The sequence below is a fragment of the Bradyrhizobium sp. AUGA SZCCT0105 genome (assembly GCF_018129565.1).
Taxonomy (GTDB): domain Bacteria; phylum Pseudomonadota; class Alphaproteobacteria; order Rhizobiales; family Xanthobacteraceae; genus Bradyrhizobium.
In genome coordinates, this window is sequence record NZ_JAFCMK010000001.1 from 51,873 (window position 1) to 67,820 (window position 15,948).

The 15,948-nt window shown below is 57.5% G+C and carries 11 protein-coding genes; 7 read left to right on the top strand and 4 right to left on the bottom strand.

All coding sequences use genetic code 11. The annotated features are described in order from the left end of the window. Positions 1-32: 32 nt before the first annotated feature. From JQ573_RS00215 to JQ573_RS00230, 4 genes are all read left to right on the top strand, one after another. Complete coding sequence (locus JQ573_RS00215; protein ID WP_212315365.1) at positions 33-1,373, top strand: O-antigen ligase family protein; 1,341 nt, start codon at positions 33-35, stop codon at positions 1,371-1,373. 304 nt (positions 1,374-1,677) lie between these two features. Continuing rightward, on the top strand, positions 1,678-2,442 hold the full coding sequence (locus tag JQ573_RS00220) for an FkbM family methyltransferase (protein WP_212315363.1): 765 nt from the start codon (positions 1,678-1,680) through the stop codon (positions 2,440-2,442). A 295-nt stretch (positions 2,443-2,737) separates the two neighbouring features. Next, complete coding sequence (locus JQ573_RS40725; RefSeq protein WP_212315361.1) at positions 2,738-3,961, top strand: glycosyltransferase; 1,224 nt, start codon at positions 2,738-2,740, stop codon at positions 3,959-3,961. Positions 3,962-4,237: 276 nt separating this feature from the next. Beyond that, positions 4,238-5,692, top strand: a complete 1,455-nt coding sequence (locus JQ573_RS00230) for an oligosaccharide flippase family protein (protein WP_212315359.1) — start codon at positions 4,238-4,240, stop codon at positions 5,690-5,692. A 167-nt stretch (positions 5,693-5,859) separates the two neighbouring features. Here JQ573_RS00230 and JQ573_RS00235 read toward each other — a convergent pair whose 3' ends face one another. Beyond that, positions 5,860-7,119, bottom strand: a complete 1,260-nt coding sequence (locus JQ573_RS00235; RefSeq protein ID WP_212315357.1) for a serine hydrolase — start codon at positions 7,117-7,119, stop codon at positions 5,860-5,862. A gap of 380 nt (positions 7,120-7,499) precedes the next feature. Here JQ573_RS00235 and JQ573_RS00240 point away from each other — a divergent pair, with 380 nt between their 5' ends. The 3 genes from JQ573_RS00240 (at position 7,500) to JQ573_RS00250 (ending at position 10,958) form a co-directional block, all read left to right on the top strand. After that, the gene (locus JQ573_RS00240; protein WP_212315355.1) at positions 7,500-8,387 is read left to right on the top strand and encodes a hypothetical protein; all 888 of its coding nucleotides are present in this window, start codon (positions 7,500-7,502) and stop codon (positions 8,385-8,387) included. A gap of 141 nt (positions 8,388-8,528) precedes the next feature. Next, positions 8,529-9,686, top strand: coding sequence for a glycosyltransferase family 4 protein (locus tag JQ573_RS00245; RefSeq protein ID WP_212315353.1), 1,158 nt, complete (start codon positions 8,529-8,531; stop codon positions 9,684-9,686). Positions 9,687-10,154: 468 nt separating this feature from the next. Beyond that, positions 10,155-10,958 (top strand): heparin lyase I family protein, encoded by an 804-nt coding sequence (locus JQ573_RS00250; protein WP_212315351.1) that lies wholly within the window; start codon positions 10,155-10,157, stop codon positions 10,956-10,958. An 82-nt stretch (positions 10,959-11,040) separates the two neighbouring features. Here the strand turns inward: JQ573_RS00250 and JQ573_RS00255 are convergent, their stop codons facing one another. From JQ573_RS00255 to JQ573_RS00265, 3 genes are all read right to left on the bottom strand, one after another. Then, complete coding sequence (locus tag JQ573_RS00255) at positions 11,041-12,300, bottom strand: glycosyltransferase family 4 protein (RefSeq protein ID WP_212315349.1); 1,260 nt, start codon at positions 12,298-12,300, stop codon at positions 11,041-11,043. After that, positions 12,281-13,543, bottom strand: a complete 1,263-nt coding sequence (locus JQ573_RS00260; RefSeq protein ID WP_212315347.1) for a nucleotide sugar dehydrogenase — start codon at positions 13,541-13,543, stop codon at positions 12,281-12,283. Before JQ573_RS00260 ends, JQ573_RS00255 begins: the two co-directional genes overlap by 20 nt. 433 nt (positions 13,544-13,976) lie before the next feature. Beyond that, positions 13,977-15,719, bottom strand: coding sequence for a hypothetical protein (locus JQ573_RS00265; RefSeq protein ID WP_212315346.1), 1,743 nt, complete (start codon positions 15,717-15,719; stop codon positions 13,977-13,979). Between the last annotated feature and the right edge of the window lie 229 nt (positions 15,720-15,948).

A 15,948-nucleotide genomic window follows, 5' to 3' on the forward strand; every position in this document is an offset into this window, starting at 1 on the left:
GGTTGCGCTGGAAGGCAAGGAGCCCGCCCGTCATGACCGTTGCGTTAAGATATGGTGGCGGAACTCCCTATCATCGCGCGTCTGCGTACTCGCTCGGCCAAAGTGCAAAATGGCTCTTTCTGGCGGTCGTTTTCATACTGCCATTTCAACGAGTGCCGTTTGTTAATTCGAACCTACTCGGCATCCAGGGCTGCAAGCCCTTTAACCTGTTGTCAGCGGGAGTGCTGATCTATTTGTTATTCCGAGTTTCACTCTTATCAGCGACCGACAAAATCGAACGGACGTCCATCCGCATTCTCTTGCTGTATTTCGTAACCTTCACCATTGCTTTCGCTAGGTCGATCCTGAATGCTCCTCTGCTTCATGAGCGTCTCCCGGATGTATTTCCAGAGTCCTATCTGGATTACATCATGTCATACGGCATGGTTCCAGCGTTCTACATACTGCCATTTCTGTTCATTCTGAAGCGATGTCGCTCATTTTCGGAGATTGAGACAGTCGTGAACGCCATCTGCGTTTCGATTCTACTCCTATCGGCCAGCTTCATCCTCGTCGCCCTCATGAATCCATCGGCCGCACTTTCAGGGCGGGCCGCCGTTAACGATTTGTGTGAAGCCTACTTCGGCATCCACTACAATACGATGGGCACGATATACATCTGCACGGCGCCCTTGTTGCTGTACAAGGCACTTACTCGCAGCTCACTCTGGATAGTGCCCGTCGCCCTGTCGCTTTTGGGGCTCCTTCTGCTCTCATCGCGCAGCGCGCTTCTAACCGTTGCGGGCTCCTATGTTCTGATTCTGATTTACAAGCGCAAATTTGCTGTCCTGGCTGCCGGCGCTGCGATGGTGGCTATCGCATCCGTTCTCTGGATCGCGCCGACTATGGACGCCATCCTTTCCATTGGTTTCGACGGGACTTCGGAAGTGTCGGCTGATGAATTGCTTACTGGCCGGGTAGATTTCATCTGGATCCCGCTGCTCAATGAATGGACGAGTGATCTCGGCCTGTTTCTATTCGGCGCGGGTCGGTCCGGCATCATAACCAGCGACGCCTGGTACACGGGAACGCTGATACAGGCTACTCATGCACACAACGCAATTATCGATTTCTTTCTCGACTGTGGAGCGATCGCGACCGGCATTCTTCTCGCTCTTATGTGCGTCGGGATATCAACCGCGTGGCGCGTCGGCCGACGGTTGCATAGCGACCTGTATTGGGCCTTGTTTGCGTGCATCGTCGGCTATGGAATAAGTATGTTTACCGAGCGAGAGGTATTTCCATCGTTCGAGAACATGTACCTGTTCCTTCTCCTCGCGATGATGGTCAACTTGGCGCGCCTGTCTTCGCGCGCGCGTCAAACCTCAGCATGAGCCGCGCCACGCTTGATGCGGGTGACGCGGGCGCCGCAAACGCAACGACAAGCCAGTGGAGGTAACTCCAGTTCTCCGTCTCTGAACGGAGTGACCTTCTTGCAACGGAGCAATCGAGCCCGCTTAATGGCGACATTTCACTTCGCATCGTTCCAATTGTGGTGCATTCCAGCATGACGCTGTTCGGGCAAGAGATAGTGGTTCGCAACAGCCCGATCGAAATCTGGAGCCTGGTCCGGCGGTACAGAATATGCCCCAAGCCAACCGGAACGATTTGTCGTTGTGCCTCGCAGGGACCGCTCCAATGATAGGCCCACTCAAGCGTCTCACGCAGCGCCTGCTCATCGGCGCTCTCGGATTTGACAATTATCTGTTCTTCGTCGCTCAAGCGCGCATCGCTACGATAAAGACGTTCCGTTATGAAGCCGACTTTCTGTACTTTCTTAACATGGTGCCGAACGACGGCGTGATCCTCGACATCGGCGCCAATATCGGGGTGACGGCCTATTTTCTGGCGGCGACGAAGCCCGGCTCCCGAGTCCATGCGTTCGAGCCGGGGCCCGAGAACTTCAGGAGCCTGACGCGCGTGGTCGCCCAGCATACGCTCGCGAACGTGACGGTTCACGAATGCGGCCTGGGCCGCCAGGCCGCAGCGCTTCCGATGATCATGCCCGTGATAGGCGGCATTAAGCGACACGCCCTGTGTCAGGTCGACGACGGGCACTCCGAATACAAGGAAGGCATCCGCTTCCAGATCAAGATAGAGACGCTCGACGATGTTCCGGAGCTGAAGACATGCACGGACGTGCACGCGATCAAGATCGATGTCGAGGAGTTCGAGGCCGAGGTGCTGAAAGGGGGCATGGAACTGATAAGGCGCTGCCGGCCGCTCATCTTCTGCGAGATATGGAAGCCGGAGAACCGTAACGAGATCCGTGCGATGTTCGAACGCGAGCGCTACCGTATGTACGGCTATGAGCATGGCATGCTCAAGCCCGCCGGATCTGGCCTCAAGAACTTCACAGGGAATTTCTTCATTATTCCCGATGAATGTCCGCTGCCCCAATAGAGGTCGCGCCGGTGTCCCGATTCCCGTCGCGCGCACGACAAGGCATGTGCGCGAGGGGACGCCAGGCACCCGTCGCGGCTCTTCGGTGCCAAAGTACTACTCACGAAGAGCGGCGCAGCGGCACGCAGTGCGCCATTGGAAGCGCCACCCGCCGTTGCGCCGGAGAGCCAAATGAGTTCAAATCGACTTGGGAAGCTCGGCTCCACTGGATAGATGAAGGAGCCGAGGCCAAGGGCTAGTCGCATCATGCTGCGCCTGATGCCGCTCTACCGCAGTCGAAAACAAACGAATTGTCGTGACGCGCATCCTGATTGTAACGCATAAGCCGCTCGCAAGCCTGACCAACGGGCATGACCTCCGTGTGTGGCACTTGTGCCGCGAATTGGCGAAGCGGCATGAACTGTACCTTTTGACGGTCAACCTCGGTTCAACAGACGAATCTAGCGCCAGCCTAGTTGGCTTGTCCGATGTCTTCAAAAAAATTGCGGAAACGCCGAAGTTTCCGGCTCACAGGCCCTCACTGAAGAGGCACTTCCGTCGAAATGATTCAGACTACTTCTCGCTCTCTTATCCGGATCACTTTTCAACGGTTACCAAGGCGATAGCTGGCTTCTGCGAAGAGAACAGTATCGATCACATGATTGTCTTCTGCCTCGTACTCGCAGAATTCGTCCGACCGTTTTCGAGCGAGAAGAAAATACTGTTCGATCTCATCGACAGTGAAGTTCTGACGTTGACCAGACAAATACAGTTCTTTCCGCCGTGGCCCGCGCAGCTGAGAACGCGTCTCGACGCGCGCCTGATGCTCGCGCGTCGTGCAAGGGCGGAGGCGTGTTTGCCGCTTTGGTTCAATCACGTCACAACCGTCAATGATGCCGATTCCGATATGGTCTGCAGGCTGTCTGGCAGAACTGCGAACGTCAGCACGGTACCGAACGGAGTCTCGCCCGACCTGATGGACGCATTTGACGCAAATGCGCGTGTCGCCAAGCGGAGGGGAGTGGCATTTTGGGGCAACCTTGCCTTCAAACCAAACGCAGACGCGGTCCGGTTTTTCTACCAGTCTGTTTATCGACCGTACCTGGCTCCCGCCGGAATTGAATGGTGCGTGGTGGGTAAGGATGCGGAGAATTGGCTTCTGGAAGAAGCAAAGCGAGACGACGGCATTCGCCTGACTGGATTCGTCGACGACATCTGCTCATTGCTCGCTGAGTATCCGATAATGGTAAACCCGATGCGAATTGGCAGCGGATTGAAGAACAAGGTACTTGAGGCGTTTGCCATGGGCCTGGCCGTGGTTTCAACGGGAGTAGGCATCGAAGCGCTTGGCATGGCGCGAGAAGGCGTCGATTATCTGCGAGCTGACGAGCCCGAGAAGATTGTGGCTGCAATCAAGCTGCTCATCGAAGACGAAGGCGTTCGGTATTCCATGATCCAAAGTGCTCGAAGAGTCATGCTGGAGCACTACACCTGGAAAAGGGTCGCTCGCGACATGGATGCACTCTTGGCTTCGGTGTGAGTGCCGCGACAGGTTCGGTAATGGCTGCCATTGGTATGACGCCCTGGTCTGACAGGATGATGCATCGATCGATCCTACGAGGTTGACGATGAGTGGCTCGAGAAAGGTGAGGCGAGAGTGATCCAATTGCCATCAAATCGTTGTTCGCTTCGTGCGATTGTCGTCTCGTCCTGTCTTTCTGGAAGTCCATCAGGGAGTTCTGATCGCTTTCCTGGAAGGTGCGGCGACCCCAATTCGCGCCTTTGGTCGCCGACGCCGTCGCGAGGTCGCTGACCCATGGCATCCATACTGCGTCAAGGAATTGCACTCTCGGCTGCTCAATACACCGAGCAAGTCATCATGTTGTTGACGCCGATCGTTCTGGTCCGAACGATTGGCGCCACGGCGTTTGGCGAATATCGGCTGTTCTGGCTGCTCGTAACCACGGTGGCCCTGTTGTTCTCCTTCAACATGCCCCGGAGCTTGCTTTTCTTCTTTGTCCGGCTGGATGCAGAGGGACGGCGGGTTTACGTCGGGCAGACGGTCTTGTTCTTGCTCGCCGCAACGATGGTTGCGGTGCTTCTGGTTTTTGCCTTTCGTCCTGTCCTTCCATCGGGCATGAAGGATCTGCTGCACGACCACGGGTTGTTGCTGGCGATGTTCCTGTTCGTGTGGAATCTGGGCTTATTGCTGGATGTGTTACCCAACGCCGTGGGGCGAATCCGTTGGCAAGCGCAAGCAATCCTGGCTTCGTCCGTGCTGAGAGCCGCGCTGATAATTTCCGCAGCAGTCGTTTTTCATCGATTTGAAGAGGTGCTAATCGCGGCGTTGATTGCAGCTAGCGTGCGCGTAGTACTTCTGGCTGTCTTCATCGCGCGCTATTGCGGCATTCGACTTTTCCCAATTGAGAAGGAGCAGTTCCGCGCGCAGCTTCGCTACGCTCTTCCGTTCGGTGTGGCCGGCTTGCTGTGGAGTGTACGGAAGCAGGCAGAACTGTGGATTGTCGCGACGATGTTCTCGTCGGGCATGTTCGGCATTTTTTCAATTGCAACCATGCTCCTCATGCCGTTCGAAGTCTTGAGAGGCGGGCTGGGGAACTTGCTCCTGCCGAAGATGAGTCATTTCCATTCATTGGGCCGCCACGAAGAACTGTTGCGCCTGAACAATCAGGGCAACGTCATCATTAGTGCGGTCATGTTCCCCGCGATCGCGGCATTGTTCGTCTTTGCGGAAGAAGTCATTCAGTTTCTGTTTACGAAGGACTACGTGAGTGGCGCTCCGGTGCTGCGCATTTATCTGATTCAAACATTGATCTCGACCGAGATTACCACTCTGCTCAACGTGTTTGGACAGGGTTCGGCCAACATGCGTTATGAAGCTGCGATCCTTCCGTTTGCCGTGTTAACAAGCCTGGCCGGCGTCTGGTACTACGGCTTGCCGGGGGCGGCGATCGGGTCGGTATTCACAACTTTCGTTGTGTATATCTTGTTTCTCAGAAGACTTTCAAAGGTGATGAGCATTCCGATCGCAAAGTTGCAGGACTGGAAGAATCTTGGACTGATTCTGGTCGCATCGGTGTTGGCGGCAGTGCTGGTACGGATTTCGTTTGATCTGCTGCAGGCGCCGGTTCCGGTTGCCGCGCTGGTTGGTCCGGCTGCGGTTCTGGTGTGTTATGTGGCGATGTTGTTTGTGACCGGATACTATCGAACACTGGCTGAGGTTCGGAGAGAATGGGGAGTTCTCGGGGCGTGATGGAAGGGTGATCCGCATTGCGCGGTTGCCTGAATATCAGCGCGAGGGCGCGACGGCCATCGAGAGAGGCTCAGTCATTATCCGGATTGTGGTGGATGCTCCTCCCAGGCGCGACCGACGAAGACCGGGCGTGATCAGGTGAGGAGCCACGGCGGGACGTTCACTTGTCAGTGGGCCTTCGGCTGGCCATCCGGCCAGTCGTATTCGGTTGCGATACCGCGCATGATTTCGTTGGCCAACTCTCCGCCTTGATCCCCGTTCGTCATGATGACAGCGCCATCTCCATTTTCGAACATCGTCATCACGCTGACGAACCCGTCGTTGACGCCTGCATGTAGAATTCGTCGATGCGGCGCGACCCCCAGTACAATCGGACCAAGTCCGTAGTTGCCAAGGCCGGGTGTGAGCATTTGGAGAGCCGTAGCCTGCGACAGCACGGAAGCATCTCGACCGGTCCAGGCGCGGACCACACCCAGCGCAAAATGTGCAACGTCAGTAGGTGTCGTCCACAAACCTGCGGCAGCCAGCTCGGGATAGATATGCGGACCGCCCGGCACCGGCTCGCCGGTCGCTCGGTAGGGGGTTGCGGCCGTTGGAGCGTCACTCTTGGGCAGCGGCTGTAGGAAACTGCTGTGGGTCATCCCGAACGGCTTGAGGACAACTTCATCAAGCAATTTCGGAAACGGTTTGCCGGTCACGTCGATGAGCAGTTGCTGCACAACGGTGTAGCCGCCGCTGGAGTACTCGAACCGTGTGCCGGGCTCATGATCGACAACGACAGGCGCGGTATTTGCAGAACCGCATAGTGCAAACCAATCGTGCGCTGACGGCTGGAACCGGGTTAGGTCACGACACAAGAGTGACGCGCCATTGAGAACGTCGCCGAGTGACGGAATGGGGGCGCCTGCAGGATATCCCGGAAAATAAGGAACGGTTATACCAGCCGAATGATTCAGCAGTCTTCGAAGTGTAACCTTCGATTGATCGGTGAACGAGTTAGCTGGGAGCTTCCAGGTCTTGAGGGATAAATTGACGTCGTCATCGAGATCGAGCTTTGCGGCCTGAACCAATATGAGCGCCGCTACAGCAGTAACCGGTTTGCTGATCGACGCCGCCTGGAATAGAGTCTCAGGCGTTACAGGCGGACCGCCGATGCTAGCGTACCCGAATCCGCGAGCCTGGATTACGCCGCCGTGAACCACCGCAATGCTGACGCCGGGAACGTGCAGTTCGTTCATCCGATCAGCAAGCTTCATCGGAGGTGCGGCTGCGGTGTCAGCCCGCAGTCCATTCACGATGCGTTGCATGCGCTGTTCGAAGTCGACGTTGCTGCCTGCGAGCGCGCCGTCCTGTGCAAGCGAAGCCTGGAGGGTTGCGATGCTTCCTAATATGGCGAGCAAGGCGATGCGGCCGACGTTGAGAATCATCGACGTGGAGCTCCGCGGGCGGCCGGTGGATTGGACCATGCGAGCATTTCTAGCAAGACGCCGGCACGTCCGGTAGGGACGTCGTCAACCGTTGAAACTGCCTCCTCTGCCGGTGCAGTCCGCGGCCGCACGCGCCTGCAATCTGCAGCGAGACAAACCCCTTCCAGACGGCCGCAGAGCCATCCTTGGTCGGCGCACAATCCGAGCCGGCTGGCCCGGCTTTTCCTGTGATCGAGAATGGGTAATCCGAAAGGGTCGAGCCGCGTATCGACCCAAAAGATTATGCTTGTGAGAGAAGCAGGGCGCACCAGGAGCAGTGTGCCTTCAATCGACAGAGTTCGAGCGAACCCGAGAGACGAGCCGAGCAGAGGGTGCAGTATATGACGGTCCTGATGCGCTTCTCCGGAGGTTTTGGGGGCGGCGTGGTTTTGAATGCAAGGAATTTCCTGACGGAAGGTGATGCGTTTACGCAAACACAGGAGGCGGCGTTCTTTGCCTCAATCCGGCTGCGGAACGGCACCTATAAGACCACCGATCATCATCGCCTCGATGATCTCAACAAGCTCGTTATCGATGAGTGGAAGAAACTCGGCAGCCAGCCGAGCCAGATCATGGACGTCGGCGTATCATCAGGGATTTCCTCCGTCGAATGGGCGGATGCCCTAACGCGCGCTGGCATCGAGGCGAAGATCCTGGCGACAGATCTGTGCATGCGCGGGAGCCTCGTGCGCCTGTTGCCAGGATATGAGGTCCTTCTCGATCGCGATGGCAAAGTGCTTCAGCACATCGTTGCCGACCGTCCGGTGCGCTGGTACCTGAATGGTCCCCGAGATTTTCTCAAGGGGACCGGATTCGTGGTCGCCGCGCTGAATACACTTGCAGGCGTGCTGCTGCCGCTAACGAACATGCGGGAAGGGGGGAAGGATGTCCTTCTGGTGAACCCGCATGCCCGCGACGACGCTCGGCTGAGCTTTGCCGAAGATGACATTCTGGCGCCTAACCCTGCTCATCTGCGCGGCCGGTTCAACGCAATCCGCGTGTCGAATCTGCTCAATCATGGCTATTTCAACGAAGCGCAGTTGCGTGGCGCGGTCGGCAACCTGAGGGATCGCCTGGTCGGTGCCGGTTCGTTCCTCATTGTGAATCGAACGCTTGCGAACGGCACCAATCACGGCACGCTCTTCCGGCTTAACGGCGCAAACAGATTTGAGACGGTGGCCAAGCTTCGGGAGGGGAGTGAGATTGAGAGTATCGTACTGTCGGCTTGACGCGGGACGATCGAGCTTCTCGATGAAGGCAGGGCTCGCTCTTTCGCTACACGAACTGAGAAGCCGTACACCTCGAGTTCGCGGGCAGAGCGTCGCAGAGCTTCCTTTGATTGTGCGGTCCTATTAGGCACGAGGTGTCGGGTGCGTATTCTCTCGATGGATTTTTCCATCCCTTATCTGATGAAAGATGAGAACTACCCGATCGGCGGGTGGGCGATCGAGCTCGCAGTGTGGCTTCGTGCGCTTGAGAACGCCGGTCACGAAACCGCTGTTCTCACCTGGAAGGGCGCGCTGGAGCACGTAGGTTCGGGACAGCAAATCAAACTTATAGAGACCTACGATCCCGCTCGTGGCATTCGGGTTGCGAAGTATTTTTATTCATATATTCCGAAAGTGTTGGCGGCCGCCCGCAGCTATCGCCCGGATATTCTGATCCAGGGAGTATGTGGAATACACACCGCCATCATGGCGTTCGTCGCCGATCAGCTGAAGGTTCCATTCGTCTATCGCGTTGTGAGTGACATAGATGTCGATGAGCGATGCAAAGCGCTTCTGCCATCCCATGAATGGATATCCTATTCGTGGGCCCGGCATCGCACCGCCGGGTTTCTCTGTCAGAATGAGTATCAACGCGGAAAGTTGGCAGCGCTTTTTCCGGACAAGCCAATCCACGTCCTGCATAATCCGTTTGCGATAGCAGAGGACGCGGCCGCTCCTTTGCCGCGCGCAGAACGCGGATATGTTGCCTGGCTCGGTGTCTTCCGCTATCCGAAGAATCTGCCGTTGCTTTTTCGGATCGCCAAGGCGTTGCCGGCCGTCAAGTTTCGCGTGGCGGGGATGACGTCGCCCAATACCGATCAATCGACGCGGGATGCCTTGGATGGCTTGCGTCAGCTGCCGAACGTGGAATTGGTCGGCTATGTGCGGCGGGCGGACGTTCAGAAATTTCTATCGGAAGCGACAATGCTTCTCTGTACGTCGGATTTCGAGGGCTTCTCAAACGCATTTCTGGAGGCGCTGGCTGTCGGCGCGCCCATCGTGACGCGCCGGCATGTTGACCCGGACGCGATTGTCGAGCGTCATGTTCTCGGCGCTTCAGTTGAAGACGAGTTGGCGCTATCTAGATCTGTCAGCGAGATTTGGAACATGGACGCGGGTGAATACGACGCGCTCAGTCGGCGATGCCAGATCTATGTGAAGGCAAATCACTCCCCGATCGTAAAGACTCACGAGTTGATGGCGGCTTTGACACCCCTTGTCGCCAGGTCGAGGCACTTGGGTGCAGCTGTTATGAACTGAGCCGCTCGCTCGTTGTCCATCGAGATCGGCGATGAGCAACGCGGGATGCGCGCGGTGAGGCGCTTAATCGGATCCGGCCGTTGATCTTGCTTCCGGCGTCAACAAGCGAGACAAGGGTCCGTCCTATCGGCATGACCGCTATCGACGGTCTGGTAGCGTGAACCGCCGGCGAGGCAGACTCGCTGGCCGCAAGGCTTCGCGCCGCGATGCAACTGACCATGCATTCTTTCCGAGCTTATGCCTGGCGGTAGTCCTTATTTTCCCTCGATTGAGCCCCTCTATAAATTGCATCGAGATTTGAATGGGTTACCTTTGGTCTGACTGCGCATTTTGCGACGGTCGCGGGACCGAACAGGGATGGCAATGCGAATAGTTTTACCCCTCATCTTCGCGCTGGCTGGGAGCGTGGCGGAAACCTCCAATGGATCGACATCGAGCATTGCCAATGCGGGTGGTCGGAGAACGCTGTTGGCTGAGGGCCCATCCGCCGACGCCTACAACGCTGCCGGCACCGATGGGAATACAGCAACCAGCAGAACGGCTGCTTCGTCGGTCACGTCATTTTCCGGTAAGCCGCGAACCCGCTTTCAGATCGGCGACGTTAGCTACGGCGTTCACGTTGCAGACCAGGGCTATAGTCTAACCAATCCCGACCCCCAAACCCTGCGCTTCGAGGTCCGCAAGGGTGACCATGCGTGGTACGACAGCTCGTCCGTGGATCGTTCCGAGATCAATTCCACCGTGACCTATCCCGCCGCCACGCCCATCACGCTCAGCTACCAGCTCATGGTGGAGGCGAACGGTAGCACCGGGGCGCTCGTCAACAGCGCGACCGGTTGGTTCATCGTCGGACAGTGGCACAACGACGATGACGCTTCGGGCGTCGGAACCTCTCCTCCGGTCGCGCTGAACCTGCAGGGCGATCACCTGCAGGTGCTTGTGCGCTACTGCCCGCCGGGCAAGAACCCGAGCAACGGCGCAGGCTTCGTCGTTACCAAGACACTCTGGACCGACCCCAACCCGATCGTGACTGGCAAGTATCACGACGTGAAAGTGCAGGCCAAATTCTCGAACGACACGACCGGTTACCTGAAGGTCTGGATCGATGCGGCACCGGTCGTGAACTACAGCGGGCCGCTGGGCTTTGGGGTCGGCACCAATTGGGAATTCGGAATCTATCGGTCGTCGGCGCCCGAGACCGTTGCGGTCAACTATCGAAATTTGATGATAACGACCGGGTCGCTAACGCCTGTATCGTCAGAGCGACCGTGACCCACGGTGCGGTCTGCAGTGATGGGCTTTCTGCAACGGGGACAAGCGTCTGCTGACATGCAAAAGAAGACGGCTCTTGTCCTCACCTATCCCTTAGTTTGAATACTTTCTCATAAGCCGCCAAAAGCTTCGTCGATGCATGATGCCAGGCGAGTTCGCCACTAATTCGTTCCCGACCGAATGCGCCCATGGCTTCGCGCCGCGCCGGATCTTCCAAAAGCTCCAGTATTTTGTCGCCGAACTCGGCGGTGTCCGCATTCGGCACATACAACGATGCATCTCCCGCCGAAAAGCGGCCTTCTGTGAGGTCGAATTGGACGATCGGCTTGCCCAGCGTCATGTACTCCATGATCTTGTGCATCGTCGATATGTCGTTCATCGAACTGGGGCGGTCTGGATTCACGCAGACGTCGGCCGTCGACAGGATGGTGAATAGCGTGTCGTCATCGACACGGCCGGTGAATGTGACCACGTCATCCAGTTCGAGAGCCATCGCGAGCTTCTTGAGGTCGTCCAATTCCCGTCCGCCTCCGACGATCACGAACTGGATATCATCGCGGTTCCGTGTGCTGCGGATGTACTTGATCGAATCCAGCAGCAGGTCGAGCCCTTCCTGTCGCGCGATAAGACCGACATATCCGACAAGATACTTCCGTCCCTTCTTCCAGGAGGGGTCCGGTGGAAGCGAGCGAACGCGGGACACATTCGGAGCGGAGCGCACAACGAACACGCGATCCGGGCGCATTCGGCCCCGTTCAATCGCAATGGAGCGATACGACTGGTTGGTGGCAATCGATACGTCCGACAACGCGAATGTGACGCGTTCGAGCAGGACCATAACGCGCCACAGAAGGCCACGACGTCCGAACTTCGCCTCGTAGAGCTCCGGATTGACGTCGTGCTGATCGAAAACAAACGACTTCCTGAACAGAAATTTGTGAAATGCACCGACGATGAAGATGAGATCGGGTGGATTACACGCGTGGATTACGTCAAATCCGCGCGTTGCCAGAACTTTCACGCTCAGCACGAATTCCCAGAACAACGCCACGCTGTACTCGATGGCATAACCCAGCACCCCGCGACCTTCCGCAGGCATCCAATGGCGATAGACTGCTACTCCCTCGAGCATCTCGAATGAGGCCGTTGCGCCGTGTCCCTTGGGGCAAATCACAGACACCTCGTAGCCATGCCGCGCCAACGTGGTCGCTTCCGACCACACCCGGCCGTCGAACGGGACTGGAAGATTCTCGACGATGATTAGGACCCGGCCACGAACCGAGCCAACACCCGCTTGTTCGGATTTGCGCACAACGGTGTCGTCATGAGAGAGTGTTGACATCAATTACCCGTTTTGCATTCAGGGCCATTTGCTTCGCCCACCCTCGGGTATCAATGACGAGGTCGAATAGCTCCGACTCGGCGGCGGACTTTGCGATCAGCAACTTGCGAAGGGCGGGCAGATTGGCGAACGCATAGCCAAGGTTCTGCCCCAGCAGCTTCGACGGCTCGACGTGTGGATCGTAGATCGACAGGCCGATGTGCAAGCGGAGGAATTTGCGAGCCAGGTCGATATTGGGACTTTCGCGAAGATCGTCGCTGTTCTCCTTGAAGGCAAGTCCCAACATGAGTACCCGTCCGCCGGGCGGGACCGCTTTCAGGCAATTCTCAAACAGGAAATTCTTGTGCTCGTCGTTCGATCTGAGCACCGAATCCACCAGCCAGGTATGCGCTCCGACATCGCTTGCGATGTATTGGAGCGCGCGAACGTCCTTGGGCAGGCAGGAACCGCCGAATGCGCCGCCCGGCCTCAGATAGTAGGGTGAAATGTTGAGCTTGGTGTCGGAAACGAAGATCTTGTGTACGGTTGTCGCGCTGATGCCGAGCTTGTCGCAAACGCGACCGACTTCGTTGGCAAAGGCAATCTTCACTGCGTGGAACGAGTTGTCGACGAATTTGGTCATCTCCGCCGTACGATAGGTGGTGTAGAAGACGGGCACCGCGATGCTCGCGTTCAACTCGTCAAGGACCGGGCACCGTTCCCCGTCCTTTGTTCCGACCACGATCTTCGGCGGATTGAAGAAATCTTCGATCGCTACCGACTCGCGCAAGAACTCGGGATTATAGACGACGTCGACGAGCTCCATCCTGCCGTTCAATGCGCTTTCGAAGATTGGCAGAACCAGATCCTCGATGGTGCCTGGCCGCATCGTGGAGCGAAACACCACAGTTAGCGTCGTCGTGCGGGTGGGGCCGATCAGGTCTGCGATCTGATGGGAAACTTCAGCGACGAAGCTCATGTTGTGAGATCCGTCCGGGGCGCTGGGTGTTCCCACGCACACTATTGCCAACGTGCAGCCGTCGAGATGCCCGCTCGCGTCCTTTGTCGCGCTCAGCAAGCGCTTTCGGACGGCGGATTCGACAAGTTGATCGAGGCCGGGCTCCGTGATTGGAGATTTCCCCGCATTGACGATCGCGACTTTCTCATCGCTGATGTCGACGCCGATGACCTCGTGCCCTTGCCTTGCGAGGCAAGCCGCTGCCGTCATGCCTACGTAACCGAGTCCGAACACCGCTATTTTCATCTGGATCCATCACGCGCATCAGGTTGCGCCGGCAACACTGGCGGCCTGTTTAGGGGTTGTCTGCAAGGTCGACGGCTTCATTCAGAGATAGTCTTCGGGCAAGGTATTCTGAGAGCGCGCTACGCGTCCGCAACGCCTTCCAAAGTGCAGCCCGATTGTATTCGTTCAGGCTTGCGGAGCCTGAACTTTTTCGGGCTACCTATTCCGGTTTTGGCCGGCGAAGGCGGACTGAAACGGCGCTAGAAGCAAGAGATCGAATGCTCGAGACCGGTGTCCACTTCGGCCGCCTTTGGAGACGCGTGGTAGCCGCTGCCGAGAGGCTGACAAGTCGGAGGGGCGAGCGGCAGGGGGCCGCCCACGCTCGAAGCTTCATGACTGAGGCAATGTGTCCGGGCCAAAGCGGCTTGATCGCGTCGCTTTGCGTCGTCTGCGGCTACATGCGAGAACGAAGTAGGTGACCGTAATTGTCACGAAGTTCGGACAAATATCGCCGAACGGCCACCCCGAACCGGTATCGGATCGATTCCGAGGCGGGCGAACCATGCAACTGTTCGCGATAGATGCACCGTATATCCGCCGCGCCGCCCGGCGGGACATCGACCATCACTCGAACATGTCCGTCCGTGTATTCGTACGCGATGAGGCCTTGGTTGACTTCAACGCCCTTTAGGGAAGCGATCTGCGGTTCGCGCTTCATGACGCAAATTCGTCGTGTCGTGGGCCCGCCGTTCTCGAAGAGAAGCCGCTCGGCAAGCATCCTTACCAGGATTGTTTCGCCGTCGGATCGAATGCCGTAGCTGCGGCGAACGGCGTCCTCGAGAGGTCGCCAGCAGAGTTTCCACTGCAAGGATGCGAGAAGCCGGAGAAATGTCGCCAGTTCGCTACCCCGGCCGCGGAGAAGGTCGTGATGTCCGGCAATGAAGCACGGCTTGCCCAGGAGTCCGTCAAACGCGAAGTTTTCGATGCCGTGGTCAATGTATCGCCGGGTAAAGATCGGGAAGCTCCCATACCGGACAATGGCGACACTCCAGAGATCAGCGAGTGTCGTTTCGTTCAGCGCATCATTGGCTGGTGCGACCTCGGTGTTGACGGCCGCGATGAAGCCATTTCGCTTGAGCGCCGAGGCGGCCTCGGGCGAGAATGCCCCTTGCGGGAAAACCATCACGTTTTCGTGGTCAAGCGCGGTGTTCTGGCGAAGGGCCTGCATCCGCGTTCTGGCGGTTTTCAGCTTTCTATCGAGCAGCTCAGGCGAGCGGGCTGCGAACTCACCTCCTGTGTGATCGCAGCCGTGTACGCAGACGGACAATTTCCCGTTGCTTTCTCGAAAGGCGGCAACAGTGCCGCGGTTTGTTCGTCTCCAGTTCCATGGAATGAAGGCAATGGTCGTTGCGAATGCCAGCTTGTCCGCAAGCTGCAACAGGTCATCAAAATCGAGGAGACCGTACCGCGGCCACAAGGGCGGATCGTCAATGATCAGGCAAGCGTTTATTTCAACGCTCGTCAAGCAAACGTCGCGGAACGCCCACTTCAGATACATCACGATCGGCACCGCGCCGGCGAAACACTTCTTCACATCAAAGTAGCTTGCTGCGCGTTCGCGAACGTCCACGATCGTCAGTGACGAGTCAGCAAAAAAGCGGACACCGGAATAAGTGAACTCGGCGAACAGATGCCCCTCGCGCACTCCGACGATGCTCTGGAGGTTGCTATTGCGGACGACGAGCGCGGTATCGGCGCCCCGCTCCAGTTGGATTTGCAGTCCCGACATCGGGCCGCACATTTCGGGAAAAGAATCGGTGACTGATACGGTCGTTGGACACTGGCCGGAGGCGCGGATTTCCGCGTCGGGATCTCCGGCGATCTGGCGCAACAGAGACCTGCATGGATCCGCGGCTTGAAATCCATAGACGAAAACTGAATTGGCTGCCGCCAACCACGTCGGAAGCGCCTCAGTCTTGTTGCACTGTAGGACCTCGCCGAGACAGGCCGCGGAGGTCAGGACGCAGAATTGCTGATGACCTGCTGTTAGCGCGGCTATGTTGTCCCCGCGCGCTTCGTCGACTGTCAGCGCAGTCCAGGGAATTTCGAAGAGATCAAGAATTTCGGTCAGGTTGCGATCATTGGTCGATGGAGCGCTACCGCGGAGCAGGAGTGCGATCGAAGTGCCTTTGGCCATGGCGTCGGCGTTTCATCCGTGGGTTGTGCCTCATCTGTTGGTAAGGCCACCAGGCCTCCTGCAGATTGTTCGTGACCTCGCGCTTGTGCGCCTCTTTTGAGGAATCCTATACGAGAGATGGCGAAGTTTCCACTATGGGACGGCTGCGCAATGGTGGTCCCCGCCTAACTAATCTGCGGTATGCGATACCGCGGGCCTATCGAGATCAGATTTGGCCTTTCGCAGTCAG

What these genes read in the sequence shown, in the direction of transcription:
- JQ573_RS00215 (WP_212315365.1), top strand. Translation starts at nt 33, where the DNA reads ATGACCGTTGCGTTAAGATATGGTGGCGGAACTCCCTATCATCGCGCG.
- JQ573_RS00260 (WP_212315347.1), bottom strand. Translation starts at nt 13,543, where the DNA reads ATGAAAATAGCGGTGTTCGGACTCGGTTACGTAGGCATGACGGCAGCG.
- JQ573_RS00235 (WP_212315357.1), bottom strand. Translation starts at nt 7,119, where the DNA reads ATGATTCTCAACGTCGGCCGCATCGCCTTGCTCGCCATATTAGGAAGC.
- JQ573_RS00265 (WP_212315346.1), bottom strand. Translation starts at nt 15,719, where the DNA reads ATGGCCAAAGGCACTTCGATCGCACTCCTGCTCCGCGGTAGCGCTCCA.
- JQ573_RS00220 (WP_212315363.1), top strand. Translation starts at nt 1,678, where the DNA reads ATGATAGGCCCACTCAAGCGTCTCACGCAGCGCCTGCTCATCGGCGCT.
- JQ573_RS00230 (WP_212315359.1), top strand. Translation starts at nt 4,238, where the DNA reads ATGGCATCCATACTGCGTCAAGGAATTGCACTCTCGGCTGCTCAATAC.
- JQ573_RS00240 (WP_212315355.1), top strand. Translation starts at nt 7,500, where the DNA reads ATGACGGTCCTGATGCGCTTCTCCGGAGGTTTTGGGGGCGGCGTGGTT.
- JQ573_RS00255 (WP_212315349.1), bottom strand. Translation starts at nt 12,300, where the DNA reads ATGTCAACACTCTCTCATGACGACACCGTTGTGCGCAAATCCGAACAA.